This is a genomic window from Sorangiineae bacterium MSr12523 (assembly GCA_037157775.1).
GTDB classification, from domain to species: domain Bacteria; phylum Myxococcota_A; class Polyangia; order Polyangiales; family Polyangiaceae; genus Pendulispora; species Pendulispora brunnea.
Window position 1 is genome coordinate 3,583,734 of record CP089982.1, and the last position, 26,255, is coordinate 3,609,988.

Annotated in this window: 23 protein-coding genes; 14 read left to right on the forward strand and 9 right to left on the reverse strand. The window is 62.8% G+C overall.

The features are described from left to right. Positions 1-94: 94 nt before the first annotated feature. Complete coding sequence (locus LZC95_14415; protein WXA98021.1) at positions 95-1,009, forward strand: LysR family transcriptional regulator; 915 nt, start codon at positions 95-97, stop codon at positions 1,007-1,009. Between the two features lie 10 nt (positions 1,010-1,019). Here LZC95_14415 and LZC95_14420 read toward each other — a convergent pair whose 3' ends face one another. Continuing rightward, positions 1,020-2,009: a C45 family autoproteolytic acyltransferase/hydrolase gene (locus tag LZC95_14420; protein ID WXA98022.1), complete on the reverse strand. Its 990-nt coding sequence runs from the start codon at positions 2,007-2,009 to the stop codon at positions 1,020-1,022. 186 nt (positions 2,010-2,195) lie between these two features. Here LZC95_14420 and vgrG point away from each other — a divergent pair, with 186 nt between their 5' ends. From vgrG to LZC95_14445, 5 genes are all read left to right on the forward strand, one after another. Further along, positions 2,196-4,475 carry a type VI secretion system tip protein VgrG gene (gene vgrG, locus LZC95_14425; protein WXA98023.1) on the forward strand — a complete coding sequence of 760 codons (2,280 nt, stop codon included), beginning with the start codon at positions 2,196-2,198 and terminating at the stop codon, positions 4,473-4,475. A gap of 12 nt (positions 4,476-4,487) precedes the next feature. Further along, positions 4,488-5,753: a hypothetical protein gene (locus tag LZC95_14430; protein ID WXA98024.1), complete on the forward strand. Its 1,266-nt coding sequence runs from the start codon at positions 4,488-4,490 to the stop codon at positions 5,751-5,753. After that, positions 5,750-6,814 carry a PAAR domain-containing protein gene (locus LZC95_14435; GenBank protein ID WXA98025.1) on the forward strand — a complete coding sequence of 355 codons (1,065 nt, stop codon included), beginning with the start codon at positions 5,750-5,752 and terminating at the stop codon, positions 6,812-6,814. Before LZC95_14430 ends, LZC95_14435 begins: the two co-directional genes overlap by 4 nt. Before the next feature lie 70 nt (positions 6,815-6,884). Further along, entirely contained in the window at positions 6,885-7,934 is a 1,050-nt protein-coding gene (locus tag LZC95_14440) for an aminotransferase class V-fold PLP-dependent enzyme (protein WXA98026.1), read from the forward strand. Continuing rightward, positions 7,931-11,680, forward strand: coding sequence for a DUF6531 domain-containing protein (locus tag LZC95_14445; protein WXA98027.1), 3,750 nt, complete (start codon positions 7,931-7,933; stop codon positions 11,678-11,680). The genes LZC95_14440 and LZC95_14445 overlap by 4 nt, the downstream gene beginning before the upstream one ends. A 2-nt stretch (positions 11,681-11,682) precedes the next feature. Here LZC95_14445 and LZC95_14450 read toward each other — a convergent pair whose 3' ends face one another. After that, positions 11,683-12,969, reverse strand: a complete 1,287-nt coding sequence (locus LZC95_14450; protein WXA98028.1) for a hypothetical protein — start codon at positions 12,967-12,969, stop codon at positions 11,683-11,685. Between the two features lie 43 nt (positions 12,970-13,012). Here LZC95_14450 and LZC95_14455 point away from each other — a divergent pair, with 43 nt between their 5' ends. Beyond that, positions 13,013-13,861, forward strand: a complete 849-nt coding sequence (locus LZC95_14455; GenBank protein WXA98029.1) for a hypothetical protein — start codon at positions 13,013-13,015, stop codon at positions 13,859-13,861. Between the two features lie 272 nt (positions 13,862-14,133). Here the strand turns inward: LZC95_14455 and LZC95_14460 are convergent, their stop codons facing one another. Further along, on the reverse strand, positions 14,134-14,277 hold the full coding sequence (locus tag LZC95_14460) for a hypothetical protein (GenBank protein ID WXA98030.1): 144 nt from the start codon (positions 14,275-14,277) through the stop codon (positions 14,134-14,136). A gap of 40 nt (positions 14,278-14,317) precedes the next feature. Here LZC95_14460 and LZC95_14465 point away from each other — a divergent pair, with 40 nt between their 5' ends. Further along, positions 14,318-15,877: a serine protease gene (locus LZC95_14465; GenBank protein WXA98031.1), complete on the forward strand. Its 1,560-nt coding sequence runs from the start codon at positions 14,318-14,320 to the stop codon at positions 15,875-15,877. Positions 15,878-15,880: 3 nt separating this feature from the next. Here LZC95_14465 and LZC95_14470 read toward each other — a convergent pair whose 3' ends face one another. The 5 genes from LZC95_14470 to nikR form a co-directional block, all read right to left on the reverse strand. Then, a complete protein-coding gene (locus LZC95_14470; GenBank protein WXA98032.1) occupies positions 15,881-16,615 on the reverse strand; it encodes an SDR family NAD(P)-dependent oxidoreductase in 735 nt (244 codons plus the stop codon). Between the two features lie 2 nt (positions 16,616-16,617). Beyond that, on the reverse strand, positions 16,618-17,358 hold the full coding sequence (locus LZC95_14475; GenBank protein WXA98033.1) for an SDR family NAD(P)-dependent oxidoreductase: 741 nt from the start codon (positions 17,356-17,358) through the stop codon (positions 16,618-16,620). Then, positions 17,355-18,692 carry an FAD-binding oxidoreductase gene (locus LZC95_14480; GenBank protein ID WXA98034.1) on the reverse strand — a complete coding sequence of 446 codons (1,338 nt, stop codon included), beginning with the start codon at positions 18,690-18,692 and terminating at the stop codon, positions 17,355-17,357. Before LZC95_14480 ends, LZC95_14475 begins: the two co-directional genes overlap by 4 nt. 2 nt (positions 18,693-18,694) lie before the next feature. After that, positions 18,695-19,732 (reverse strand): deoxyhypusine synthase family protein, encoded by a 1,038-nt coding sequence (locus tag LZC95_14485; GenBank protein ID WXA98035.1) that lies wholly within the window; start codon positions 19,730-19,732, stop codon positions 18,695-18,697. Between the two features lie 142 nt (positions 19,733-19,874). Continuing rightward, the gene (nikR, locus tag LZC95_14490) at positions 19,875-20,408 is read right to left on the reverse strand and encodes a nickel-responsive transcriptional regulator NikR (protein WXA98036.1); all 534 of its coding nucleotides are present in this window, start codon (positions 20,406-20,408) and stop codon (positions 19,875-19,877) included. Between the two features lie 80 nt (positions 20,409-20,488). Here nikR and LZC95_14495 point away from each other — a divergent pair, with 80 nt between their 5' ends. The 4 genes from LZC95_14495 to LZC95_14510 all read left to right on the forward strand — a co-directional run bounded on the left by LZC95_14495 (position 20,489) and on the right by LZC95_14510 (position 25,012). Continuing rightward, entirely contained in the window at positions 20,489-22,876 is a 2,388-nt protein-coding gene (locus tag LZC95_14495; GenBank protein ID WXA98037.1) for a TonB-dependent receptor plug domain-containing protein, read from the forward strand. 7 nt (positions 22,877-22,883) lie between these two features. Further along, on the forward strand, positions 22,884-23,690 hold the full coding sequence (locus LZC95_14500; protein ID WXA98038.1) for a hypothetical protein: 807 nt from the start codon (positions 22,884-22,886) through the stop codon (positions 23,688-23,690). A 3-nt stretch (positions 23,691-23,693) separates the two neighbouring features. Continuing rightward, entirely contained in the window at positions 23,694-24,557 is an 864-nt protein-coding gene (locus LZC95_14505; GenBank protein WXA98039.1) for a hypothetical protein, read from the forward strand. Positions 24,558-24,712: 155 nt separating this feature from the next. Continuing rightward, positions 24,713-25,012, forward strand: coding sequence for a hypothetical protein (locus tag LZC95_14510; GenBank protein WXA98040.1), 300 nt, complete (start codon positions 24,713-24,715; stop codon positions 25,010-25,012). 2 nt (positions 25,013-25,014) lie between these two features. On the opposite strand, the gene LZC95_14515 is transcribed toward LZC95_14510, so the two are convergent. Then, positions 25,015-25,473 (reverse strand): hypothetical protein, encoded by a 459-nt coding sequence (locus LZC95_14515; protein ID WXA98041.1) that lies wholly within the window; start codon positions 25,471-25,473, stop codon positions 25,015-25,017. A 75-nt stretch (positions 25,474-25,548) separates the two neighbouring features. Between LZC95_14515 and LZC95_14520 the strand changes: the two genes are divergently transcribed. Continuing rightward, entirely contained in the window at positions 25,549-25,830 is a 282-nt protein-coding gene (locus LZC95_14520) for a cupin domain-containing protein (protein ID WXA98042.1), read from the forward strand. Beyond that, a complete protein-coding gene (locus tag LZC95_14525; protein ID WXA98043.1) occupies positions 25,818-26,249 on the forward strand; it encodes a hypothetical protein in 432 nt (143 codons plus the stop codon). The genes LZC95_14520 and LZC95_14525 overlap by 13 nt, the downstream gene beginning before the upstream one ends. The last annotated feature ends 6 nt before the right edge of the window (positions 26,250-26,255 follow it).

Genomic DNA, 26,255 nt, shown 5'->3' on the forward strand with positions numbered 1-26,255 from the left:
CCGGGCGATCGCGACCATGACCGAAAAGTTGGAATGACTGTCCAACGGTGTGGACGGTGGGGGGCCGAGCGGCCATGTTAAGGTCCGTGCCCCCATGACGATTGCGGATCTCAATGCCGTATCCATTTTCGTGCAGGTCGTCGATTCGAAGAACTTTCGCGCGGCGGCGCGCACGTTGGCCATGCCCAAATCCACGGTGAGCCTCCGGGTGGCCCAACTCGAGGAGCGATTGGGCACGCGTCTTTTGGACCGCACCACGCGCACCGTGCGTCTGACCGAAGAGGGCCGCGCGTATTACCTGCAGGTGGCCCCGGCCCTGGCGACGCTCGATTATGCAGAGCGCAGCATGGCCGATCTTCGATCCGCGCCGGCGGGGCGATTGCGCCTGACGGCGCCTTTCGAAATGGGCCAATACGTATTATGCCCCATCATCATCGATTACATGCGCCGCTATCCCGCGGTGGAGTTGAGCGTGGATCTGACCGATCGCCGGGTCAATCTGGTCGAGGATGGCATCGATCTGGCCGTGCGCCGCGGTCATCTTTCCCACTCGTCCTTGATTTCGCGCAAGCTGGGGAGTCCCGACGATCTGCGTCTGTATGCGAGTCCGCATTATCTGGATCTGCGCGGTGAGCCGAAATCGCCCGAGGAGCTCGGTGACCACGATTGCTTGGTCATGAGCGGCCGCCAGGAGCCTGCGCGATGGAAATTCCGGCGCGGCTCACAATCCGTTGCCGTCGATGTCCGCGCCCGCGCCACCGTGAACAGTTTCATCGTGCTGCGCGATCTCGCGTCCGCCGGATACGGCATCACCGAGCTCCCCGATTACGCGGCAGCCTCCGCCGTGTCGTCGGGCACCCTCCGCTCCGTACTCGACGATTTCCGCCTTCCGCCGCTTCCTTGGTATGCCCTTTATCCCAGCTCGCGCAACGTTCCGCCGAAGCTGCAAGCCTTTCTCAATTTGCTCACCGCCCACTTCGCCGCCGTGGAAGCGGCCAAATCGAAATAGAATAAAGCCCTTACATCGGCAGCACCACGTCCACGGAACCGCGTGCAGCAGAAAAGACCATTTGCTGCACCGTAATTCCCATTTTGACATTGCCGTCACAAAGCACCGCCAGGCACGATTCCGGGTCCATGGGCACCATGGCACGAACGAGTCGCTCCGCGTGCGCGTAGCGCCCGGTCGACGTGGCCGCCAATTCCGTCGTCGCCGCCGCCGAAGAGGAAGAGGAGGAAGAGGAGGGAAGAGCACGGTAGTCGTTGGCGACGAAAATGGCTCCGTCCTCGGGCCCTCGAACCGCAGCCCGCGTCGGCGCCCGCTCGATGACCGCCATTTCGCCCGCACGGGTGCCCGTCACCAAGAGCAGGCTATCGGAAGCAACCGCGGTATCACGAAGCGTGGCCACTGCTGCATCGAAGGTCTCGGCTTTCTCGAGCACGCGACGCAGGAGCAGGGAAATAGGAGGCGCCAACTCCGGAGGATCGTCGCTGAGGACCGCGTTGAGCGTCACGGCGAAGCGTCCCGGCGCCACGCCGCTCAAGCAGCCCACGAAGCCGGGCCAGCCCACAGTGCGGTAAAGCGGCGCGCCGTTGCCGCGGCGAAAGTTCACGATGAGCGTGCTCTTCGCAAGACGCCCATCGGCATGCGTCCAATCGAGGTTTCGCGCATGGAGAGGCGTGCCATCGGCATCGATTCCAAAGGCCGTGCACCCCATGGGGCCCGCAAGAAGGACCTTGAGCGCATCGTAGTAGAGGTTCACCAAGAGCACCTCGTCCTCGCGCACATCGAGGGCGCGGGCCACTCCGCGCATTTCGGCCACGTACTCCGGGTCGACGAAGTCGTCGCGGTAGCTGGCAAGAAAGGACGAGAAGGCATCGAGCCCGCCGAGATCGCGCAGGTAGAACCTCAGCAGCTCGCGTGCCTCCCGGCGCCACGTCGAGAGCCCGTCCCATCGCTGATCCGGCGGCCGATCGAGGTCGACATTCAATTCGGGGATATGCGTCATGGCATCTCGCTTGCTACGTGCCCATGCAGGCGACCAGAAAGCACCGGTCGTGACGGAACGTGTCGCGGATGATCCATTTGGTTCACGCTCCGCGCACCCGGAGGGAACGTATCCGCTTGCCGGGAGCGCCGGCAAGACCCTCACTTATTTTTTGCAACCCGACTTCAGGGTGGTCATTCTGCGACAATGGACAGCCCGGCCGATGTCTTCGGTGCGATTCACGAAGACCTTTCGTTCCAGCTTACGATCACCGACCTGGATACCAACCTTCTGCGGGTTGCATCCTTTCGTGCGGTCGAGGAGCTCTCGGTCCTGTTCCAATACACCATCGTGGTGGGAATCGATCCGGAGGACATCGCGAAGCTCGAGGAGGCTTTGGGGCGCGATGCCACCTTCGTCATCGAGCGCGACGACAAGCCGGTGCGTCGCGTGCGCGGAATCATCACCGACGTGAGCCCCGATGGGGCCTTCGTCCGAAAGAGTCAATCGCGCGTGGTTCTCACCCTCGAGCCGCGCCTTGCGAACCTTCGTTACAGCGGAGGATTTCGCATTTTCCAGGAGAAAGCCGTTCACGAGATCGTCACCGAGCTCTGTCAAGCCGAGCAAATCGAGTGCCTTTGGTACGTGCGCCCGGTGCCGCAAAAGCGCACCTATTGCACGCAACTCGACGAGAGCGATTTGGAGTTCATTACGCGGCTGGCCAGCGAAGAGGGAATGCATTTTTATTTCAAACACGACGAGGACAAAACCTCGGTCGTATTTTCCAACGAGCCGCGAGGGTACGAGCCCGTGGCGCCCGACCTTTCGCTTTCCTTCAACGAGACCCAGGGCGCCGTCAGCGACGAGCACGTGCGGAGCATCCAGCGCACGCAGCGGGTCCGCGTCGGTGCCTTCGAGCACCGCGATTACAACTTTCTCGAGCCGGGAAAGTCGCTGATGTCGCGCGTCGAGACACCCGGCAAGGAGACGGCCGGGAATTCGCACAAGCGCGAATGGCGCGACTACCCCGGCCGCTTCATCGACAAAGATGGCCCGGGAAAGGCGCTCGCCCAGCAACGGCTCGACGAGATGCGCTCGGATGCCTTCGTCCTCGTGGGGAGCGCGTATTCTCCGCGGTTGGTGGCGGGTGCCACCTTTTCCGTGACGGGTCATCGGGACGAAGGGTTCAATCGGTCCCTGCTCCTCACGCGCGTCGAGCTCGAAGGCAGCGTCGAGGGAGCGCTTCAAGACGTGGGCGGTTTTCGGGGATCGCTGGGCCTCACCTCGTTCGTGGCCGTTCCGGCGGAAGTCCCGATTCGTCCGACGCGATGGCGCAAACCGCCCAGCCGCATTCAAAGCGCACGGGTCGTTGGCCCGAAGGACGGCGACCCGTTCGTGGACGATCGCGGCCGGGTCAAGGTCCAGTTTTTCTGGGACCGCGACGGCAAATTCAACGAGAACAGCTCGTGTTGGATCCGAATGATGACCCCCGTCGCGCACGTCGACGAGGGATTCTGGCAAGCCCACAAAGTCGGCTCGGAGGTCATCGTCGGGTTCATCGACGACGATATCGACCGCCCGCTCATCATGGGCGCCGTGTACAACGCAATCCAATCGCAGCCGCATCCACTGCCGTCGCAGGTGGCAAAAAGCACCTGGAAGACCAAGAGCATCCCGGGCAATGCGGGGTTCAACGAAATTACCCAGGACAACACGGCAGGTAACGAAAACCTGTTCATGCATGCGCAGAAGAACAGGAGCACCGTGGTGCTCGCCAACCACACGGAGACCGTCGGCGCGAACCAAACGTCGACGATTGGTGCGAATCAGACGGTGACGGTGGGCGCGAGCCAGACCGTGACCGTGGGGGCCGCGCGCTCGGTGACGGTGGGCGCTGCGCACACGGTCAGCGTGGGGGCGGACGAGACGAACAGCGTCAAAGGCAAACGAACCGAGACCGTCGACACCGGCGAATCGGTGACGGTGAAGGCCGGGCGCTCCCACACGATTTCGGGCGGCGATACCCTCGGGGTGACCGGAGACCGGGCGGTGACCGTCAGCGCGAAGGATTCGCTGAAAGCGCTATCCAAAGAGGACGTCGTCGATACCACCTTCGACCTCAATGCCGGAACCTCCATTACGATTCACCATGGAGGCGATTCCACGCTCACCCTGAAGGCGGGGGAAGCGACCTTGAACACGACGAGCAAAATCGTCCTTTCCAATCCGTCTGGGACGATCACACTCGGAGGCGGCAAGGTCGAGATCGTTGCGGCGAGTGAAGTATCGCTCGGGGCGGGGGCCGCAAAGCTGTCGCTCAAATCCGACGGTACGGTCGCCGTGAGTGGTGCGAAAGAGGTAGGCGTTGCGTGCAACTCCTCGTCGGTGAAGTTGGAGCCCGCGCAGGCGACATTCAACGGGGCGAAGGTCAACGTCACCGCGACGGGCATGATGGAGATATCCGGCGCCCTCATCAAGATCAATTGAAGGAGCGTGAATATGACTCATCCCGTCGAAGAGTTGAATCACGTTCTCGGTTCCTTTCTGGAGCAAAATGACTACTTCGTTCTGCTGCTGACCACACGCGACGAAGAGATCCCGCTCGTCGTTCGAGGGATCGACGCGCTCGATGGGGAGTCGCCGGCGGACGTGTTCTTCATCGATACCACCCCGCTGCGGAGCGCAAAGCAATATGCCGACGATGTCGTGCGCAATGCGTGGACGCAACTCGCCGAGGTCAACGAGGAGCGCCTTTCCAAGGGGCTGCCGCCGCTCGCGGAAATTCCTCCGGGGTGCTGGGCAGCCGAGTGGACTCCAACGCAGCGGCTCGCGATGCTGATTCATCACATGTCGTCATGGCTGCCTCCGGAAGGCGATCATCGGCTGGTGGTCGCCTTGCTCCCGTCGGATATCGAGGATCGTGACGCCCACGCGCAAATCCTGGGTGGGCTGGTGCCCTTCAACGGGTACGAGGATTGGATGCGCGGCATTCGCATCGTCGTTCGCGACGATGGCGCGGCGCCCTTCGCCGAAGCTGCCCTGCGAAAGGCGGGCGTGAGGAGCGTGCTTCTCTACACGACACAGGTCACCGTTGGCGCCATCGCCGACGCCACGGCGCGTGAGGCGGAGAACCGGGAGCTCCCGCCGGCCCGCCGGATCAATGCGCTCTTGCAATGCGCGACGTTCGACGTGGCACTCGGTCGATACGAGGCCGCATTGGAAAAGTATGGCACGTTGTATACGTTTTACGACAAATACCAAGTTCACGAAATGCGGGCACTCACCGTCCAAGGTGTGGGCGACGTCATGAGTCGAATGGGGAGGCTTCCTGCGGCGCGCGACAAGTATTTGCAAGCGTTGGATATTGCCAGCGACGCAAAGTCCGTTACGCAGATTCTCAACTTGTGTGCGGCCATCGGCGATATCGACGTGCGTATGGGATGGCATGCCGAGGCCGTGAAGAGTTACGGCATTGGGGCAAGCGCCGCCGAGAAGACCGGCAACGGATTCGCGCGTGCCGACTTGCTGGAGAAATGCGGGGTGGCGCAGGCTACCAGCGGCGATCTGCGCGGTGCCGCCGAGGCGTGGACGGCGGCGGCCAACGTGGCCCGTGACTTTTCCTACGATCCGCGTCTGCAATCGGTGCTCGAGCGGCTACTGGAGCTGTCGCAGCGTGCCGGGTACCACGAGCTGGCGGCCGGCTACGCCCGTGAATTGCAAGAGGTGCGGCAGCGTCTCTCCAATGGAACGAGAGGTCAGGCATGAGTCAAGGTGGTGAGGGGCAAGCGTGGCAGGCACCGCCGCCACTCATGCAGCAGGAATCGGGAAACGCGATCACCAACGCCGTAGCCGACGTGGTCGATCAGACGGCCGCGCCTTTTCAAAATTTGTCGAACCCCAACGTAGGGGCATTCGAGAAGGCTCAAGGCGTGGTGGGGGCAGTGGCCGGCCTCGCGCAAGCGCCCACCGCCTTTCTCGACGATGCCTTTGCGCGCGCGACCAATTCCATTGCCAAAGCATTGCCGTCGTTTCCGGCGGCCACCATGGGGATGCCCGTTTTGGGCATACCGCATACGCACACGCATCCGCCCGCCATGCCGCTTCCGTTGCCGGCCATCGGCGTGGTGATGACGTCGTGCCCGACGGTGCTCATCAATGGATTGCCGGCCGCGCGTTCCGGTGACTACGGACTCGGGCCCACGTGCGGTTCGGTGGCTCCCGTGTTCGAGATTTTCACCGGCTCGAGCAAAGTCTTCATCGGAGGCTCGCGCGCCGCCCGCATGCTCGATCTGACGCGCCAGTGCATGCCGGGACTTCCGCCGGCTGGCCGCGCCGCAGCGGCCATGTCCAAGATGCAAAAGGCGGCCAGCATTGCCGGCAAGGTGGCGGGTGGCGTCGGCGTTCTTGCGCAAGCCATGGGAATTGCGGGGGCCATCAAGGGCGCCGTCGACGCCGACGGAACCGCGGAGGATGCCGCACGCGATGCGCAGGAAGCCAGCGCGGAGCAGGCCGCCGAGGCCGCGGGGGCCGCCGCATCCGCAGCGGCGGATGCGGCAGGTGCAGCCTTGGCCGCCGCGATGATGGGGGCCGACATCGCCATGGGCGCACTGCAAATGGCCATGGGGGCGCTGATGGGCAAGGACCCGGGCGCGCCACCGTGCATCGGTGCCATCTTGATGGGAATGCCCAATGTCTTGATTGGCGGCTTTCCGATGCCTAGTTGGAGTGACATTGCCAAGGGCCTGAAGAAGCTCGGGGCAGCGTTGAAACGCGGGCGGCGTGGTGGAGCGAAGAAGGGCAAATTGTTTTGCTTCAAGTGCATGTGATGCAATGAGAAATCTCATTTACCTCGATTACGCTTCACTGTTCCCTCCCGTCAGGGAAGGGTTGGATGCCATGCGCATGGCCGCAGAATCATCATGGGGCCAACCGCTGTCGCTTCACGCTGCGGGGGCCCGCGCACGCTACGCTCTCGACCATGCGCGCCAGGAGGTTTCGACCTACGTGGGGGCGATGCCACACGAGATCGCATTCGTTGGAAGCGGTCGGGAAGCACTCGCTCGTGCCTTTGACCTGGCCATTGGCCAGATCGGGGACGGCGGAACCATCGTCTCGAGCCATCTCGAGCACCCGTCCGTTTTGGCCATGGTGGAGGAAGCCTCGAGAGCGGGGCACCCCGTCCACTGGTTGGCACTGCCGGGAGGAGTTCCAAATGGGGACGACGTGTTGGCTCTGGAAAAGGCGTCGTTGGTTGCGCTCTCCATGTGCAATCACGAATTGGGAACCTTCCTCGACGTTGCCGCCCTCGCTCCCAATGCGGTCCGCCTCGTCGATGCCGTGCAGTCTGCCCCATGGATTTCACTCGACTCGTTGAACGACGACAAGACGTTCTACGCCTTATCCGGTTCGAAGCTCGGCGCCCCCATGAGCGTTGGCGTACTGCGCGTACCGACGAAGATCTATTACGCAGAACGTGAAAGAGGCTCGAGCATCGAGGGCGACAGCCCTCCCTGGCTTACCGCTGTCGGCCTCGGAGCGGTATGCGCAGTACGCGGCCCGCGCCGCGCCGACGCGTTGCGCCGAGCCCGCGAAGCATGCGACAGGCTTCGCGCTGGATTGCTCGAAGTGGATGCCAACCTCCTCGTCAATGGCGACGAAAAGGCGCGTCTGGGTACGATCCTGAACGTCTCGTTTCCTGGGGTATTCGGAAAATCTCTCGTATCCGCGCTCAGCCTCGAAGGTATCTGCATCAGCCACACGGCGGCCTGCCAATCACGTCGCAGCGACGTCTCGCCGGTGGTTCGCGTGGCGTATCCTGACGTTCCGGAGCGTGCCCAGGGGGCTACCCGTTGGAGCGTCTCGGAAGACGTCACCGAGGACGATATCGCATGCGCGATTCGTACGACGCGAGAGATCTTGCGCACCGAACGAAGGGACGCGCCATGACGGGGATTGGAAGACGTCATGGGCGCGTCGCCGTGGGCCACCCCGTCGACGTCGCGAGCGGCACCTTTTTCGACACCCAGATCGATCACGTTTCTGCCGGCATCGTGCCCTTGTCGTTGGCTCGTACGTACAGCACCGACTTCATCAAGCAGGAAAATTTCGGTGCCGCCGCCGCCCACGGGCCGACTCTTCCTTTTGGCCCGGGGTGGCGCGCGGATTGGCAAGCAGAGCTCCGGAAAACCCTCGATGGCTTTACGTATACGACGCCCGATGGGGCGACGTTCGCCCTCGTCAACCCTCGAGCTGGAGGCTTCAACGTCACGGGTCGGCTCGTGGATCCGGCATTGGGAATCGAGCTTCGACGGATCGATGATCGACGGGTCATGCTCATTGGCTTCGATTTGACCCGGAGTCGCCTCTCGCTCATTTTCGACCTTTCGTCCGACGGCATCCAATACAATTTGGTTTCGGTCATGGCGACGAAAGACGCTCGTCTCGACGTCTATCGCGACACGTCGGGGCGTGTGGTGACGCTCCATCAAACCCGCGAACGTCGCCAATACGAGATCGCCTACGATGGCGACCGCGTGATCGGCGTGCAGCTCCGATTGGCGGATCAAAGCAGCCGACTTGCGGCCAGTTACGGTTACGACGCACAAGGGAGGCTCGTCGAAGTTCGTGATGAACGCGGCGTCGTTCGAACGTACGCCTACGACGACCTTCATCGCATCGTGCATGAAGCGCAACGGGGGGGCACCACGTATACCGTGCGCTATCGGTCCGATGGTCGGTGCATCTACGTAAGCGGCGGGAATCGTTATCAAGAACGCACCCTCCGATACGACGTGGAGAGCCGTCAAACCTGGGTCTTCGATAGCCACGGTCAAGCCACGCATTATCAATGGAACGAGCATGGTCAGGTGATGCAGACGACGTCACCCATGGGAGTCCAAACGCGTGCGGAGTTCGATGACGACGGCCGGATCGTTCGTCAGACGCTGCCGTCGGGCTCTCTCGTCGAGTACGAATATGACGAGACGGGAAAGCGCGTGGCAACGCGCTTTCCCGGCGGACGTGAAACGCGAATGTACCATGACGATCAACATCGTCTCGTTCGCATCGAGGAGTCGACCGGTGCCCGCCTGCGCTACACCTACGACGAAGACAACAATCCCATTGCTGTCTACGTGAATGATCTGCCGCCCTGGCAATACCAATACAACACGTTCGGCGAAACGACGGAAATTCGTGCTCCGTCCGGCGCTGCCGCCTACGTGACATATGACGCATATGGCGGCGTGAGCGCGGAGACCGACTATGACGGCAACACGTGGCAATGGGGCCGCGACGTGTTGGGGCGCGCGTTATGGGAAACGGACGCGCTCGGGAGTGTCCGCCGCATCGAGTATCTCGATGACTTCGGGTCCATGCGACTGATCGAACCCGATGGCCGTGTTCTCGAGCGCCACGTCTCCGCAGACGAACGCACCGTCGTGATGCGCCTTCCTGGCGGGGCAACGACGTCTCTTCAGTTCAGTTCGTGCGGACAGCCCATCGAGCTTCGGGATGCCGAGGGGGCCATCACCACACTGACCTGGGGCTCGGAGCCCGGCGAGCTTCTCACGATCGAGAACGCCAATCGCCAGCAATATACCGTCACGTACGATGCGGACATGCGGATGGTCGAGCGTCGGACGTTCGACGGTCGCCACATTCGAACCGAGTGGGATCGCGATCGCGTTGCGGCGACCGTGGACACCATGGGAAACCGTTTCGAGTACGAGTACGATGAACGCGGGTATTTGATACGCCGTCTCGGTCCCGAGGGCCTCACCGAATACGCGTACGACAAGTACGGAAACATGGCGAGTATCGAGACACCCGAATCGAGGCTCCGCTTGGAATGGGACGATCAAGGGCACATCATCGCCGAGGAGCAAGATGGGGTGCGCGTAGAGCGCAAACTCGATGTCATGGGACAACCCATCGCCCACGTGACACCGTTCGGCGAGATTTCGCGATTCACATGGACTCCTGGTGGACAATGCGTCGACCTTCGATATCGCGACACGACGATCCATTTTGGATGGAATGCGCTGGGGCAAGAAACGAGTCGCTCGCTCCCGGGCGCGGGAGTCTTCGAGCACGTCTACGACTCGTGCGGCCGGCTCGCGGGCCAAGCTTTTCGTCGTGAGGGGCAGCCGGATGGTGCTCCGTCGTTCATGCGGCAGTTCGCGTACGACCAGCGAGGCTATCTGGCAAGCATCGAGGATTCGCTTCGCGGTCGCAGGCGACTGCTTCACGACAATCGTGGTGATCTGGTCGGGGTGGTTCGCGACCAGGGGGCGAGCGAGTTTTACGAGTACGACCTCGCGAGAAATCGCACGCTCCAAGCGAACACCGATCGCGGGGCGGAATTCGCACGAGCGCTCGAGACGGCTGGCTACCACGCGCTACTTCAGGTTCTCGGCGGTATTCCTGCCGAGTCGTTTCGCTCCAGTTATGCACCCGGCAACCGTCTCGTGACCGTCGAAGGGGTACGGAAGAAAATCGAGCTGACGTACGATGCAAACGGGCAAGTTGTATCGAAGTCCGTCATTCGCGAAGACGGCAAGCAGGACCTTTGGCAATACGAGTGGAACTCTCGAGGCCAACTCGTCGGGCTCGAGGACCCGAAGGGAGGCCGCTGGGCATATCGCTACGACGGGTGCGGACGCCGTATCTCGAAAAAGAGCCCAACCGGCTTCGTCTGGACCTACGTCTGGATCGGCGATCTGCTCGTCCATGTGCTTCGCGACGGCGAGCTCGGTGAGACCTATGTGCACGAACCCTATGGCACCTGCCCGATTTTGCGCGATGACGGGGCCGTCCACTACATTCTGCCCGATCAAGCACAGGCGCCCAGTGAAGAAGTGGACGCTGCCGGGACATTGACGTGGGCGGCTCGAAAGGACACGTGGGGTGACGACTTCTCCGATTGCGGAACGAGCGGCGGCGAGCCGTTTTTCGGTCAATGGTACGACAGGGAGAGCGGCCTTCATTACAATACCCAGCGCTACTACGATCCCGAAATCGGGCGATTCTTGTCTCCCGATCCCATGGATATCCAGACCGGATTGCATGCGTACCTTGGAACCTGGGATCCGTTTACCCAGTACGATCGCAATGGCCTGGTCATTACGCCGCAATCGTCTACGCGATACGGCGGTCCTTACACGAATGACCAAATCGACACGAGTACGGTCAATCGGGCGCCGATAGGCAACCAAAGCCGCGTAAAAGATACGGGCAAGGCGACGATCAACAGCGGACCGGATGCGGGATCGGAGGTAAATCTCCAAGGCAACACGCTGTGCTCCGTGAGCCAGGGACAAGGCGAGCCCAAATTTCATACGTTGAACGGCACCAACAATACGCACAACAAGCAGACCGGCCAAACGAACAAAGACGCGAGAACGAGACCGACGGGGATGGATCCAGCCATTTCACCGGTAACGTGGAATCACGCGGAGATGCATGCATTCAATGCATTGTTGCAGGGAAATGCTCCCGGTATCGAACGAGGCGGTGAGCCGATCAGGCTCGACATCAGTCGCGCGCCGTGCACACAGAAGAACGGGTGCGATGCCTACATAAAAAGGCTGGCAGCCCAAGTTGCAGAAATGTACCAGACTGACGTCATCATCGACTGGCCACCCCGAACGAAGAACAAGCCCCGAATGAAGGTGTCGTGCCCAGCCACGTGAAATCAGCTCGGCGAATGCTTTGCCGGATGCGACGCCAGGAATTCGAGGAGTGCGGCCTGGCTGTTGGGAAACCCCCATTCCGATAGGATCGTTCCCATGTAGTTGTTGCTTCCCTCGAGCCACGCTTCGTCGAATGACGCGAGCGTGGTCAGAGCACGCCGTTGAAGCGGAGTGAGACCGCCCGTCCATCCTCCATTTCGCTGGAGTTCGTAGCGAAACTTGCTATCGATGGCGGCGGGCGAGATTAGGTCGTCCATGGCCGCTCGAATCGCCAATGCGTGGCCCGGCTGGGCAAGAAACGCCAACGCAAGCATGTACCTGGGATACTTTGCACGTAGTCTTTTCTGGTATCGTGGCTTCAACCTCTCGAATTCGGCGTTGAGCAACGCTTCATCGTGCGAGATGAGCAGTGGCCTCCAAAATGAATTGAGCATGGCCCACGGATACCAATCATGGGCTTCCACGACGGTCCGATGTTCGTCCGTGGGGATGGCGTCTTCCTGCTTTGCGAAGTCCCGCAAGACATCGAGTCCCTCCTGAAGGGCAGACGATCTGGTGCGCACGAGGGAAAAAGCCGCTGCCATACGGAGATTGGCATCGCCGGACGACAGATAGGGTTTCAGCTCTCGTTCGGACAAGGGTGCAACGTAACTAAGGCTGAGAATCTGTGCTGCTTTGATATCGGCGACGGGTTCTTTGGACCATTGCTTGCGCATGGCCGCCGTGAAAGGCTCGTGCTCGTCGAGAAACCACGGCGCCACGAACGATGCCCACCGTCGTTCGTTTTCGTCCGTGCTTCGGACCAACGAAGCCAGCGATGGAATGCGCTGGGCGATCGCATCGTAGGTCGCGATGCCCGATTCCATGTCTGCAGGCGTTTGCTCGCCCGCGCGCACGCGCGCTTCGAAGGCCAAACGCAAGAGCGCGCGCGAGCAGCCGGTATCGATCCATTCGTCAGGGGACGAGTAATCCACGCTGTTGCTCATTCCAGCCGCCAATGAGATGAGCACCCTCAAAATCGCACCGCGTGCCGCCGTCCCGGGATCTTCAACGAGCTCGAAGATGAACGGAATTGCCGCAACGGTTCCGGGAAAGCGGCGGCCATAGTACAAGAGTACGCGATAGAGTTCGTCGATCGCATTGTCTTGCTCTTCACCGGTTTCATCCCGAATCGTTCGCAAAAGCTTGGGGACCTGAGGGCGTGCCCGATCGTGCTCGTACCGAAACTCCTTCCAGTTGACCTTCAGAAGGTCTTTCAGCAAAACTTTGCCGGTGCGACGGGTGGCCATGGGCCAAGGATGAACGCAACGGCAGCGGGACGGAAAGGCAAAAATGCTCGACGACTTGGACAAGGTGGACTGGAACGCCGTGGAGCACGCCTACGGCCCGGCGGGAAACATCCCGGCCCTGATCCGCTCCGCTGCGGGCAACGATGCCGTCGCGTCGAAGAAGGCATGGGACGAGCTGTGGTACTACCTCTTTCATCAAGGCACGCGATTCACGGCCTCCGTGGCGGCCATTCCCTTTCTCCTCGAGATCGTCGGCCACCCGCGCACCCTGCGTCGCCGTGATGGGATCATGCTTCTCGTGCACCTCGCAATCGGCTATCCGGAGTCCGCACTCGGAAGCGAAGGGTACACCGAGGCTTTCATCGCGCAGCAGACGTCGGAGTGGATCGCGTCGACCCCCGAAGCGACGGAGGTCGCCCAGTGCGAGCTTCATTGCTACCGCGCCGTTTCACGTGGGGTTCCGATCTTCGTCTCACGGCTGAATGCGCGCTCGTCTCCGATTCGAACGCGCGCAGCGTTCGCGTGTGCATGGTTTTTCGATCACGCGTCGATGAGCGTCCCGGCCATTCGTAAGCAGGTTGCGCGCGAAACCAACGATGCGTCGCGCGCGAGCATGCTTCTCGCGTTGAGCTATTTGAACGCCATCACCGAGGCCGACGTGGGGGATGCTCTCGCCGCGCAGCATCCACCGCTCCTCCGGCGCGCGGCCGCCGTTGCGCTCGCACGACACGACGAAACGACGACGGATGCAGCGGCTGCGGTTCTCGCGGAAGATTACCGCGCGCGGTCGAGGCCAACGCCGGGATGGTTTCCCTGGCAGGGGCTCGACCGCTACGCGGACGATTGCGCCGTGGCTCGCAATCCCTCGTTGCCGCCCAGGAGTGGAGCATGATTCGTCATGCGTGTGGCTTGCGCGCTTCCACGAGAAACCGCGTCGTCTGCGCCACGAACGAAGCCGGGGACCATCCATATCACTCTGCGAAGAAACGCGCGCAATCTCGCCCCACCACGTGGTCACCGGATGGCGGCTCACCACGAGGTCGAACGCGCCGTCGGCGAAGGGAAGGGGCGGTACATCGTCATCGGCCACCACCGCGATGCCGCGCGGGTGAAGCAATGCCGTCGCACGTGCCACGTTGGGGGGCCATGCTTCTGTTGCGATGGTCAGCCGCGGAAGCTTCGGCACACCTGCGAGGACTTCGCCGCCGCCGGTTTGGATATCGAGCGCGGCCGATGCCCGTAAAAGTCCCACCCCTCCACCGAGACACGCTCCGCCTCCGCGACGAGATCCTCGAATGAGCGCGTCATTTCGCGAGTATGGCCCAAAGATTGCTCAGTCGCTACGCTCGTGAAACACTTGGCCTTCGCCGCCGTGTGCTGCATCTTCGCTTGTGGCGGTGGCTCGTCGGGTGAGCCGGGACCTCAGGATGCGTCGCCCGACGCGGCGAACGACGCTGGCACGCCCGCGTGGGACACGGGCGATGGCGCGACGTCGGGTGGCTCGCAGCTTCTCGATGGACTCGATCCGACGAATGCCAATTACAAGGCCATCGGGCGGTTTCACGGCAGTTTGACCTGTACGGCGGTGTTCGTCCAAACCTCGGCCAACAATCCGGCGGCACCGGCCTATGCCCTGACCAGTGGCCACTGCCCGTCCATCCTGGGGGCCAATGACGTGACCCTCGATGCCGAACCGGGGTCGGATTTCGAGGTCGTGTTCAACTATTTCGCCAATACCGAGCAAGCTCGAGTGCGCGTTCCCGTCACACGGATCGAGCATGCCACGATGAAAGGGCATGACCTGGCGATCCTGAAATTGGCCCGTACCGTGGGCGAACTTGGCACACTCGGGATCGCACCGCTCGCGATCGCACCTTCGTTGCCCGCGGCGGGCGCGCCCATCGACGTCGTCGGGGCACCGCTCGACACGTCGCAGTCGGACGACTTCTTGCGTCGTGAGCGCTGCATCGGGCGCGCTTCGTCCGTGAACCTCGTCGAGTTTCACTGGCACTTTTTCGATGCGCAGCCCAACGACTGCATCGACATTCGCAGCGGCAGCTCCGGCTCTCCGGTGTTCGCGCGCGACCGTGTCCAAATTCACGCCTTGATGAACACCACGGCACGCGGCTCCGAGGGGACCACCGATTGCTACGCCAACCGCCCCTGCGAGCTCACCGCCACGGGCTACGCCGTTCGTCCGGACGCGAGCTACGCGACGCCCATCGTGGGGCTCGGCGGCTGCTTCGACGAGCGCGGCTCGTTCAACCTACGCCGCGCGCAGTGCCCTCTCGACGATGGCCGGCAGCTCGAGGTCCAGGGCGGCCCCCTCGGAGCGAACCAGCCTTACGTCATGGATAACGGCGTTCGCCGCCGTCTGCGGTGGGACCGCTCCGTCAAGCACACGGAGTTTACGCACTATCGATACAAGACAGGCCCCGCCCACGCGACGAATTGCCGCGATCTCGCCGGCTATGGTGCGCCCATCGCGCTCAATGCAAATAGCGTCATCCGCGACGACGTGCCCGAGGCCGAAGGCTTTTACTATTTGTGCCTTTTGGGCGGACGAAGCCCAACGCCGGATTCGACGTGGCAAAATCCGCGCTTTGCGCGCATCGAGCAGGTGCAAATCGATACCACGCCGCCCCAGCGCCTACCGGGAACGCTCGTGCACGACTTCGATGGGGGCGGGCTGCGCGTCGAATTGCTCTTCTACCCGCCGGAATTATCGCAATACCGATACAAGGTTGGTCCGCCCGCGAGCACCGATTGCGCGCAGCCGGATGGCTACGACGATTACTTGCGTATCGCGATTCCGATCCTCCGCGAGGAGTTTCCCGCGAAACTCTGCATCGTTGGCTACGACGAGGCCGGAAACGTGGCCCCGCCGTTCGCCCGCACCTTCGAATAGCGTTTATCGCCCGGACAAAAACGGCAATCGCTGAAACACCGGCTCCGGCGTGTTCTTCACGATGGGCATGATCGCCCGCCAGAAGAACGGAACGTACGCTTCCGCGGTGCCTGCATCCATGGCGGACACGATGGAACGGGCCACCCGCACCGGCTTGCCGAAGAGCGAGTGCTTCGCATGGTCGCGCGTCATGGGCGTGTCCACGGGCCCGAGCTTCAAGGTCGTCACCGGCACCCCCGCGGCGTACAGCCGCGTGCGAAGCCCTTGCAGGTACACGTTGAGCGCGCCCTTGGCCGCGCCGTACGTGTAATTCCGAGGCCGCCCGCGGTCGCCTGCCACCGACGTGATCACGCCGATGCGCCCGTGCCGCGTGGCCTCCATGTGGTTTGCCAGCGGAATGAGCAGCGAGACCACGCTGGTGAAATTCACGCGCAAAATCGCCTCGGCGTCCTTGAACGAGCGCTCGCTGGCCAGCTGATCCCCGAGATCGCCGTGGGCAATCAACGCCGCGTCCACACCGCCCAACGCGGTAATGCATTCCTCCACCAGCGCGGCATTCGCGTCCAGGTCCCCGAAATCCGCCACCCGCGTGGTGACCTTCTCACCCAAATGCGTGGCCACCTCGGCGAGCTTTTCCGCATTGCGCGCGACCAAATGAAGCTGATCGCCGCGCTCGGCGTGGATCTTCGCCACCTCGGTGGCAATGTTGGACGTGGCCCCGAAAATGAGTACGCGCATGGTCAAAACCCGATTTTGCGCATCACGAAGCGTGGCAGCCAGCGAATCACCAGCATGACCAGCGCCCAGATGCCCGGTGTGTAAATCATCGGTTTGCGTGCATCCATCGCACGGATGACGTCGTTCGCGACCTGATCGGGCTCGCCGGCGAACGGCGGCGGTTTCAGCCCCGCGGTCATGGCCGTTTTCACGAACCCAGGTTTCACGCAAAGCACGGAGAGCCCGGCCGCGTGGAACTTGTGATCGAGCGCCTCCAGGTACACCGAAAGCCCTGCCTTGGCCGATCCGTAAATCGCCACTGGCTTGCGCCCGCGATCGCCCGCCACCGAGGAGAACACCGTGAGGTGCCCGCCGCCGCGCTCCAGAAGGCGCTTTCGTGCGTGCTCGCAGAAGACCACCGTGTTCGCGTAATTCACCGTGACCAGCCGGCGCGTGAACTCGATGTCCGCCTCCAGCTTTTCCTGCGTGGCGAACAACCCCGCGGTGACGATGACCGCGTCGAAGCCTGACAGCGCGGCATCCGCGGCGTCGAGCGCGCCGGCGAACGTCTCCGGCTTCTCCAGATCGCAAACGGCATACCCCACGTCGACCCGCGAAGGGTGACGCGATTTCAAATCGGCCGCGCTTCGCTCGAGCTCCGTGTCGCCGATGCCCAAGAGAAATACGCCGTCGCCGCGCTCTGCCAGACGCTGTGCGATGGCGCGGCCCATGCCCGAGGTGCCGCCCAGAACGATGGCCTTCATGCGGGGTCTCCAAAGAGGCGATGCGATTGTGCGCTGCGGAGCCGTCGCTTGGGATCCCACTTTTCGCGTGCGGCCAGGAACTTCGGCAAGCGTGGCTCCATCGCAGCGAAATGCTCGGCGCGCGTAAAGCCATCCTTGGTCAAGTAGATGCGGCCACCGGCCGCGATGACGAATTCGTTCAAGCGATCCACGATTCGTTGTGTGTCGGCCGAGATGGCCATGTCAATGGCGATGGACGTCCCCTCGAGCGGAAACGACAAGAGGCCTTTGCCTTCGGGGCCGCAGTCCTTGATGACGCACAAGGGCGATGCGCCGCCCAACTTGGTCATGAGCTCCATGAACTCCCGAACCGCGCGGGGACCTGCCGCTCGCGGAAGCACGCATTGGTATTGCGTGAAGCCGCGCGCGCCATAAACGCGATTCCAATGCAGCACGGCGTCGAGCGGATAAAAGAATGGCTCCGTGCCCACCACGCCCGAACCGCGATGGTCCATGTGCTTCCAATAATAGGCAAAGTTGAAAGCCTGCACGGTCAGCGAATTGATCGCCCAATTGGGAAACTCGAAGGGCAGCGTCTTGTTCCGCGGCAACGGGGGAGGCTCGGCCTTGGCTTCCTCGGGCGTGGCCCATCGACCGGCCATCAAAATGCCCCGGCCCAGCGAGGCACCGCGGATCAGACAATCGATCCAGCCCACGGTCATCGGCCAGCGGGGCGCGGCATGGCCCAGGGCGGCGATGAATTCGTCGATGTCGCCCACGCGCTCGCTCTCCATCCAAATCCATGGGGAGGAGATGCGGTGCATTTTGAATTCCACCTCCAGAATGTGCCCCAAGAGGCCCATTCCACCGATGGTGGCGTAAAACAAATCAGGATTCTCGGTTTCGCTGCAGGTGACGATGTCGTCGCTCGCCAGGCGCATGCGCAGGGAGCGCACGTGCGCACCGAAACACCCCTCGATGTGGTGATTCTTCCCGTGCACGTCGCTCGCCACCATGCCACCCACGGTGACGAACTTCGTCCCTGGGGTCACGGGGGTGAAATACCCCCGCGGAATGAAGAGGCGATTCAAATCGGCCAAACACAGCCCCGCCTCCGCCCGCAGAATGCCGGTCTCCGGATCGAACGCGAGAATGCGATTGGCCAATCGCGTGGCCACGACCTTGTCGCTGGCATTGGCCGGCAGCGAGGAGTCCCCGTACGAGCGACCCAACCCGCGGCAAAGCACGGCACCGCGGGTGGCCGCCTCCAGATTCTCCGAGAGCTGCTCGTGACCCGGAACGGGCACCCGGCCCCAACCCGATAGCGTGGATTGTCCGTTTGCCGGCGAACCCATGGCTATCCTTTGAAATTCGTGAGCAGCCGCTTGGCCTCGGCGGGGTGTTGCTTGCACTCCAGCAGCGCGCGCAGGATGAGCGGCACCACGATGGTGGCGTCCGATTCGATGACGAACATCGGAGTCTCCTTCGTGAGCTTGTCCCACGTGATCTTCTCGTTCGGCGTCGCGCCCGAATACGAGCCATACGACGTCGTCGAGTCGGAGATTTGGCAGAAGTACGCCCACGGCTTCACCGGCTGATCCAGGTCGTACTTGATGGAGGGCACCACACAGATGGGGAAGTCGCCCGCGATGCCACCGCCGATCTGGAAGAAGCCGATGCCCGGGCCGGTGGAGAGCTCCTGGTACTGGTCGTAGAAGTGCGCCATGTACTCGATGCCCGACTTGGCAATGCTGGCGCTGCACTCCCCCGTCTTCACGTGCGAGGCGAAGATGTTGCCGAAGGTCGAGTCCTCGTAACCCGGGACGACGATGGGGAGCTTGGCCTTCGCGGCGGCGAGGAGCCAACACTCGTCGGCATTGCCCTGGTGAAGCTCGGTGCCAATGGTCTGAACCAACTCGTAAAAGTACTCGTGCCAGAAACGCCGCTCGCCGCGCTGGCTGGCGTTGGTCCACATGGGGACGAGGTACTTTTCCACCGCGCGAAACGCTTCGTCCTCGGGAATGCTCGTGTCCGTCACCCGGCGCATCCGCGCCTCGAGGATCTTCGTGTCATCCTCTTTGGTGAAGTAGCGGTAGTCGGGGAAATCTTTGTAGCTGTCGTGCGCGACCAGACGGAAGAGCGACTCTTCCAAGTTGGCGCCGGTGACCGAGAGGCCGTGGATGAGACCGGCCCGAATGGCGGGGGCCAACGTGATGCCGAGCTGCGCCGAGGACATGGCCCCGGCGACGGCCCAGAACATCTTTCCACCTGCTTCGATGTGCCGTAAGTACCCGAGCAGCGCATCACGCGTGGAGCGAGCGTTGAAGTTCTTGTAATTCGTGAGAACGAATTCGAGGATCGGCAGGGAGGGCGTCGAGGAAGCGGGCGTCGTCATGATGGTCGTTCGTGAACGCTCTGCGGCGCGAAATTGTGCCGCGAATCACGGGCTTGGTAGCACGGCGCGTCGTACCGCGGTAGGAGATTGATCCGAGCCCGCCCAGGAAAGCCCTGGTCGCATGGAGAGCATGATCGCCCGATCAGGCTTTGCGTCGCGGCGCTGCCTTTTTGGGCTCGGCCTTGTGGCCATGGCCGTGCGTGTGCTCGTGATCGTGCGTGTGCTCGGCCGGTGCGGCGGCCTTCGACTGGCGCTGCCACGCGGGCTTGTGCGGCACGTCCGTGAAGAGCTGCAGTCCGCCATGGATCACGCCGCGGATGGCGATGATGCGATCGGCCACCGCCTGCAGCTGGTCGGCGTGCCCCCGCACCATGATGACCTCGAGGCAGCGATGATGATCGAGGTGCACGTGCGTGGTGGCGAAGATCTGCGTGCCCAGCTCGTGTTGGATCTCGGTGAGCCGATCGTTGAGCTCGCGAACGTGGTGGTCGTAAATGATGGTGAGCGTTCCCACGGCCTCGGCGCCCTTGCGAAGCTGCGTGCGGGTGACCTCCGCCCGCGCCAGATCGCGGAACGCTTCCGAGCGCGAACCACCGCGGGCCTCGACGACTTTGTCGAAGGCCGTCAAAAGCGACCCCTCCATTGCGATTCCGAACCGTACGAGATCGTCTTTCATGTCGCGGGCGAGTGTACCTCGTCGGCGGGCGCGTGAATCGGGTAGCACACTCGTTCAAAAATGTGCTACTCGCGCCTTCCGTGGGCTCGAAGGCGATGAAGCTGCTCGGGGTGGCCGCGTGGGCGTTCGCGTCCGTGGCCCACGCGCACGACATCGATCCGCCCAAGCCCAAGACGCAAACGCCGGGCGCGTGGCCGGGCGGTCACGCCGAATCACACGACGTTCTCGTGCCCGTCACATTGACGGTGTCCGTCGCCGGCACCGTGCAGGGCGTCATCGTGGAGGAGGGCATTTCGCCCGAGTTCGATCGCGCAGCCATCGCCGCCGCGAGCACGTGGACGTACGAGCCCGCCCGGCGGAATGGCCTGCCGGTCTCTGCGCGGGTGCGTGGGGCCGTGCGCTTCGTGAGCACGCCGCCGCCGGTGGAAAAGCCGGTGCCTCCGCCACCGCCGGCGCCCACGGAGGAGGGCGCGAGCGTGCAAGTGCGTGGTACGCCACCGCCGCGCAGCGCCTCGGCCACCGTGCGCGGGCGCGATGTCATCGAGCTTGCGCCCCACCGCACGGCGAGCGATCTCCTGCAGCTCGCGCCCGGTATTTTCGTGACGCAGCACAGCGGGGAAGGGAAGGCGCACCAGATCTTCCTGCGCGGCTTCGACGCCGTTCACGGGCAAGATTTGGAAATTTGGGTCGGTGGAATTCCCATCAACGAGGTGTCGAACATCCACGGCCAGGGCTATGCGGATCTGCATTTCGCGATGCCCGAGGTGATCAAGGAGATCCAAGCGACGCCGGGCACCTACGATCCGCGGCAGGGCGATTTCGCGGTCGCGGGCTCGATTCGCATGCGCCTCGGCTACGACGAACCGGGCATCACCGCCACCGGCACCTTGGGCTCCTTTGGAACCAAGCGGCTCTTTCTGGCGTACCATCCGCGGGGCACCTCCGACGAGACGTTTGCGGCGTTCGAGGAGTACTCCACCGACGGCTTCGGCCCCAACCGCGCCGCGCGCCGCGGTTCGTTCATTGCGCAGGCAACACACGATTTCGGCAAAGGCTTCGAAGGCCGCGTGCTCGCCACGACGTACACCGGCCGATTCGATTCGGCCGGGGTCGTTCGCCTGGACGATATTCAGAACGGCACGATCGACAAATACGGATTGTACGATCCGAAGCAGGGCGGCTATTCGAGCCGCACGCAGGTGCTCGCCGAGCTGCGTCAGGATGGCGAGAGCTCGCACTTCAGCGTGGCGCCTTTCGTGGCCTTTCGCTCGCTCACCTTGCGCCAGAATTTCACCGGCTACCTGGTGGATAGCCAGCGGGGCGGTGCGTCTCGGAACGATAGCGACAATACGCAGCAGATTCACGAAGACATCATGGTGGGCGCGACCGCTTCGTATCGGAAGACGGTGAAGCTCCTGTCCTCGCGCGATGCCTTGGAGGCCGGCTTTTACGGCCGCACGGACTTCATCGAGCAATCCCAGCGGCGCCTTTCCGACGTGAACGATCTTCCCACGGAGACGATGGTCGATGCCAAGGTGCGCGGGACCAACGTTGCGGGCTACCTCGATGCGTCGCTGTTTCCGATTCGGCGGCTGGCCCTTCGCGGAGGGATCCGCGCCGATGTGCTGTCGTATTCCACGCAAGATCGCGTGCCGCCCGCCTCGGATCCGACGGCCACGGCGTCGCAGGCCCGCGCCGCGCAGGGCGCGCACCTCGGAAAAAAGGCCACGGCCGATTTTCTGCTTTTGCCGGGGCTGCACGCCTTGGCGAGCTACGGCGAGGGCTTTCGCTCGCCGCAAGCGCGCAGCCTTTCGGAGGGAGAGCGCACCCCATTCGCCGAAGTGACCAGCTACGAACTGGGGATTCGCTACGCCGACGGAAATCGATTCCAGGGCTCGCTGGCGGCATTTCATACGCGCCTATCGGAAGATCTCGCCTTCGATCAAACGACCGCGCGCAACGAGCGCGTTCCCGGTACGCAGCGCACCGGCATCGCGGCGGAGCTCACCGCGCGCGTCGATTGGCTGACCACGAGCGCCAGCGTGACGTACACGCGCGCCGCGTTCACGGGATCGGATGCACAATACAAGGAGGGCGATCTGCTGCCCTACGTGCCGCAGATCGTCAGCCGCGTGGACATCGGTGCCAAACGGCGCCTCGCACGCGTACTGGGGCGCGATCTGGAGGGGCGCATCGGAATGAGTTTGGAATCGCTCATCCGGCGTCCGCTGCCGTATTCCGAATTGGGCCACGACATTTTTCTCGTGGATGCGCGAGCCGGGTTGCGTCTGAAGGAGGTAGAGCTCGGGCTCGACGCGTTCAATCTGCTGGATGCATTTTGGTACGACGGTGAATTCGTCTATGCCTCGAATTTCGATCGAGGTAAACCCGCCCAACTGGTGCCCTTTCGTCACGTGACGGTGGGGGCGCCGCGCTCCGTGTTTCTGTCCCTGACTCTGCATATTTGAGGATGCCATGAAAGCTCTCTATTTCGCACTCGTGATTGGCAGCACGGCGTTGGCCGGGTGCTCGAGCTCCTCGGACACGACCACGGGCAAGCGCATCGTGCTCGACACGAAAATCGCCACCGATCCGCCGGCGACCCAAGCCTTCGCCAATTCGCAGGGGTGGAGCATTTCCTTGCGCAAGGTCGCCCTTTCGGTGGGATCGCTGTATTACTTCGATGGCGCGACCATCTTTTCGTATGCCGCGCCCAAGCGCAAAACTCCGCTGGATCGCATCGAGGAGTTCCTTGGTATCGGCATCGCGTATGCGCACCCGGGGCATTACATTCCGGGCAATGCCAAAGGCCAGATGTTGAACCCCTCGTCGGTCGATCTGGTGGGGGGCGCCGTGTCGCTTCCCGTAGGAGACGGCGTTTCGGGCATCGTGCGGTCCGCCACCTTTGCGTACAATGCCCCGCCGACGGGCCCCCAGGCGAGTGCCCTCGGCTCGCACGTGGTCGTGCTCGAGGGAACGGCGACCAAAGGAAGCGACGCGCGCATCTTCCGCGCGGAGATCGACGAGGCGGACGTGGTGAATACGAAAAATGCCGCGGCCATCGAGGGATGCCCTTTCACGGAAACGGATATGGAAGGCGATGGCGTGGTCACCGTGACCATCAAATTGCCACTTTGGTTCGATCAGGTGGAGTTCGACAGCATCCCGGCCAGCGCGGACGGTAACCCCGTGTTGATGCCCGCGGAGGCCATCGGACGAAAAGAGCTCGTTCGCGGAATGAAGGCGGGCGATGGATATGTGTTTTCGTACTCGGAGAAATGAACCATGAATACCATGTTGAGAGGTACCGCGCTGGGGCTCGGTCTCGCGCTGGCAGCGTGCAGTAGCTCGGACTCGAACGACAACGATGGCTCGGGCAGCGTCGCGTTCAGCACGTGGGGTGAGGATTACATCGAGAAACGAATCCCGTCGGAGTCGGTCGCGGATGGCTGGACCATTCATTACAACAAGTTCCTCGTGGTCATTCGGAACATCAAAGTTGCCGACGGTGGCGGTGCCGTGGGCGCCGAAATGAAGGAATCGAAGTTGTTCGATATGACGACCAGCGGCCCAAAGCCCATCGTGACCTTCGCCAATGTCGCCGCCAAACCGTGGACCCACGTCAGCTACGAGATTGCGCCGGCCGCCGCCGACACCGTCATTGGCGCGGGGACCGATGCGGACAAGCAGCTCATGGTCCAAAGTGGCTACAGCGTTTACGTCGACGCCGTGGCCACCAAGGACCAGGTTACCAAGAAGTACACGTGGGGCTTCAAAACCGTGACGCTCTACGATCGCTGCAAGGGCGAGCTCGCGGGCAAGGACACCGACGGCGTGGTGGTCACCAATGGCGGCACCGACACGCCGCAACTGACCATTCACGGCGACCACCTCTATTACGACGACCTTCAGTCCAAGGACGCCAAGGTGCGCTTCGGTTTCATGGCCGATGCCGACAAGGACAATGACGGTATCATCACATTGGACGAATTGTCGAAAGTGAAGCTGGCAAGTATTTCCACCAAAGACATCCCCTACGGCACGGGAAGCGCGACCGGCATCAACGACCTTGGCGCGTTCGTGACGGCTTTGTCGCGCACGATTGGCCACTTCCGTGGTGAAGGGGAGTGCTTCGCCTCGGCCAAGTGATCCTTAACCGGACGAAATCAACATGGAGTTGACACTTCCCCCAATGATCATCGCGATTTGACGATGTGCGTTCGCGGCACGTCGCGTGCTTCGTCCTTCGCTGCTTTTTCTTCTCCGTTGGCGGGAGAGGGAATCCCTTCGAAAGGACAAGTCCAATGCGTACTTTGCTCGCGACATGTATGGTGATGTTTGGTCTTCTCGTCGCAGGTTGTGCAGCGGAGACGTCCGGCGATTCCAATCCGGGCTCGCAAGGCGTCGGTCAAGATTCGCAGGCATTGCAGTCGGAATCGGGCGAGGCCGAATCGGTGAATGCTCTTGGATGTACGCCGGGGCAACGGCGCAAGCGCGTAGATGGTTGCTGCGGCAATTCCACGCGCTTTCAGCACGAGTTCTGCACCGGTGCGGGGATTTGGGAGTCGACGGGCGTGACCTGCGAAGGCTCCTGCAGGCAGTAACGCTATAGGGATGACCGGGCGAGCGCCGCGACGAATGCGCTCAGACTTCGCGGCCGCTCGCCGGTGATCGCTTCGACGGCCGGTAGCTCGGCGGCCTCGCCCCACGCGAAGCGTGTGATGCCGGGGCCGCCGCGCGTGCCCGTGCGCCGGACCGACACGCCTTTGCCCTGGGGCCATCGGAGATAGCGCGGCCGGTCCGCCCGGTGCCGCCGATGTATTCGCGATAGCGGACGGTGCGTCCGGCACGCGCTTTCACCACGAGAACACCGGGCCGCCTGCTCGTAATGCCCCACAATGGCAGATTTGCCATTGAGGCGTGGCGGAAATGTCGTCCCTGCCGCATAGGGAAACGCGACGACGGCGTCATCGGCAAAAAGCGAATACCATATTTCGGGCTGCGTGGTGAGGGTGGCGAGGTGTCGCTCGAGCAATTGCAGCGCTGTAGGATGCGGTTCGTTCATGCCGTAAGGCGTACAGCGGGCGAGCATGCCGCACGTCCGCACGAGCGATCCGCGCGTCCGTGCTATCCATGGAGCATGCAGCTCCGTCACTTCGAGGCCGCCCAGATCACCCTGGGGGACCGATGGGGAAAGCGCCGAGCGCGTGAACCGTCGAGCACGCGGCCGTACTGGCAGGTGCGCGGGCATGCCCTTCTCGAGGTCGGCGGCCGCCGCGTTCAGCTCGAATCGGGCGATTTGGCACGGGTGGCCGTGTTGGGCACGCCGCTCGGGCACATAGGCCGCGCCACGGGCGAGAGTCCCGCGCGCTTCCGAGCCCGCGCCGCCATTTGCAAGGAGCAGCGCACGTGGCGTACGTAGCCGGCGCCAACGGACGACTCTACGTGGTCCGATGGACCACCGCGGTGACCTTGCCCGACGTCGATCAACTCATTCACGAGCTTCCCAAGACCCGCCGCCAAGCGGGGGAGCCGCTCGTTGCACTGTCGATCATCACCGCGGGCATCGGAATTCCCGACGGCCAAACGCGCCGCGTGATGCTGAAACATCAGCACATATGGTCGGACAATTGCGAAATGATCTTCGTCGTTCTCGAGGATACCGGTTTTGCAGCCACGCTGGTCCGCACCGTGCTGGCCGAGCTTCTCCTGGTCACGAAGCGGGGCATCGTCAAAGTCTTCTCCAGCGTGGACGCCGCCATCGTCGCCATGGCCATGCGCCTCCGGGAACAACCCGGCACGCTTCGTCGCCGCATCGAACAAACGGGCGCCCTCGAGTAAGGCCCT